At 41.8% G+C, this 1852-nt stretch carries 4 protein-coding genes; all 4 read right to left on the minus strand.

The features are described 5' to 3' along the window. Nucleotides 1-64 precede the first annotated feature (64 nt). Nucleotides 65-346, minus strand: a complete 282-nt coding sequence (rpsS, locus tag PAN07_RS17365) for a 30S ribosomal protein S19 (RefSeq protein ID WP_000533766.1) — start codon at nt 344-346, stop codon at nt 65-67. A 102-nt stretch (nt 347-448) separates the two neighbouring features. Next, on the minus strand, nt 449-1282 hold the full coding sequence (rplB, locus tag PAN07_RS17370) for a 50S ribosomal protein L2 (RefSeq protein ID WP_075228994.1): 834 nt from the start codon (nt 1280-1282) through the stop codon (nt 449-451). 17 nt (nt 1283-1299) lie between these two features. Beyond that, nucleotides 1300-1596 carry a 50S ribosomal protein L23 gene (locus tag PAN07_RS17375; RefSeq protein ID WP_269798442.1) on the minus strand — a complete coding sequence of 99 codons (297 nt, stop codon included), beginning with the start codon at nt 1594-1596 and terminating at the stop codon, nt 1300-1302. Beyond that, a partial coding sequence (gene rplD / locus PAN07_RS17380; RefSeq protein ID WP_269798441.1) for a 50S ribosomal protein L4 occupies nt 1596-1852 on the minus strand: 257 nt, incomplete at its 5' end. The genes rplD and PAN07_RS17375, both read right to left, overlap by 1 nt.

A 1852-nucleotide genomic window follows, 5' to 3' on the forward strand; every position in this document is an offset into this window, starting at 1 on the left:
GGTGAAACACGTACTGTACGAGCCATTGCTTTAGCTGAAGTAATTTCTGCCATTTATGTTCTCCTTATTTTCTACGTGTTTTCTTGTCGTCTGCAGCGTGACCTTTGTAAGTACGAGTTGGTGCAAATTCACCAAGTTTGTGACCTACCATGTCTTCTTGGATGTAAACAGGTACGTGTTTACGTCCATCGTATACTGCAATTGTGTAACCAATGAAACTTGGGAAAATCGTTGAACGACGTGACCAAGTTTTAATAACTTTTTTCTTTTCGTCATTAGCTTGAGCTTCAACTTTTTTCATCAAATGCTCATCGACGAAAGGTCCTTTTTTAAGACTGCGTCCCATTTTTATTTTTTCTCCTTTAAATGTTGTACCACAGCGGCTTGTGCTCTCATGGAGCACTACCGAGCTGGCGGATTATCTAGCACTTAAGCGACTAGTTTAAAATTATTTCTCGTTGCGACGACGAACGATAAGTTTGTCAGATTTCGCTTTCTTGTTACGAGTTTTAAGACCAAGAGCAGGTTTGCCCCATGGAGTTGATGGTGCTTTACGACCAACTGGTGCTTTACCTTCACCACCACCGTGTGGGTGATCGTTAGGGTTCATTACAGAACCACGAACTGTTGGGCGGATACCTTTCCAACGGCTTCGTCCTGCTTTACCAAGGTTTACAAGTCCATGTTGTTCGTTTCCGACAACACCAACTGTAGCACGACAAGTTCCAAGAATCATACGAACTTCACCTGATTGAAGACGAACAAGCACGTATTTACCTTCTTGACCCAATACTTGAGCTGAAGCTCCAGCAGCACGAACCAATTCACCACCGCGGCCAGGTTTCAACTCAATGTTGTGAACCAAAGTACCAACTGGGATGTTAGCAAGTGGAAGAGCGTTACCTACTTTAATATCAGCTTCTGGACCTGAAACGATACGTTGACCAACTTCAAGACCTTTTGGAGCGATAATGTAAGCTTTTACACCGTCAGTGTAATGTACAAGAGCGATGTTTGCAGAACGGTTTGGATCGTACTCGATAGTTTTAACAACTGCTTCAACGTTATCTTTGTTACGTTTGAAGTCAACCAAACGGTAGAAACGTTTGTGTCCCCCACCGTGGTGACGAACAGTGATTCGACCGTTGTTGTTACGACCAGCCTGTTTCTTCAAAGCAACAAGCAATGATTTTTCCGGTGTGCTTGTTGTGATTTCAGCGAAATCCAAAGAAGTCATATTACGGCGACCGTTTGTTGTTGGTTTATAAACACGAATTCCCACGATATTTCCTCCTTAGATTATTCAGCTTCAGCTGCGAACAACTCGATTGCTTTAGAATCAGCTGCAAGCGTGATGATAGCTTTTTTAGTTTTGTTAGTGAAACCAGCGTAACGTCCAACACGTTTTGCTTTTGGTTTTACGTTGATTGTGTTAACATTTGCAACTTTAACACCTTCGAAAGCAGCTTCAACAGCTTGCTTGATCAAAAGTTTGTGTGCACGAGTGTCAACTTCAAATACATATTTGCCTGCTTCAAGTTGAGCCATTGAGCTTTCAGTGATAACAGGTTTTTTGATAACATCATACAAATTCATTATGCAAGAACCTCCTCGATTTTAGAGATAGCTGCTTGAGTAACAAGGAGTTTGTCACTATTTGCGATGTCAAGAACACTTGCAGTTGTAGCAGTCGCAACTTTCACGTTTGGAAGGTTACGAGCTGAAAGAGCTGCGAATTCGTTTCCTTCTTCAAGAATAACAAGGACTTTAGAATCGATGCTCAAAGCTGCAAGAACTTTTGCAAATTCAGCAGTTTTTGGAGCTGTAAATTCAAGAGAATCAACGGCTACAA

It is taken from the genome of Streptococcus sp. SM5, assembly GCF_027497975.1.

Bases quoted from the DNA above. Each gene is read 5' to 3' on its own strand.
- PAN07_RS17375 (WP_269798442.1), bottom strand. From the start codon at position 1,596: ATGAATTTGTATGATGTTATCAAAAAACCTGTTATCACTGAAAGCTCA.
- rpsS (WP_000533766.1), bottom strand. From the start codon at position 346: ATGGGACGCAGTCTTAAAAAAGGACCTTTCGTCGATGAGCATTTGATG.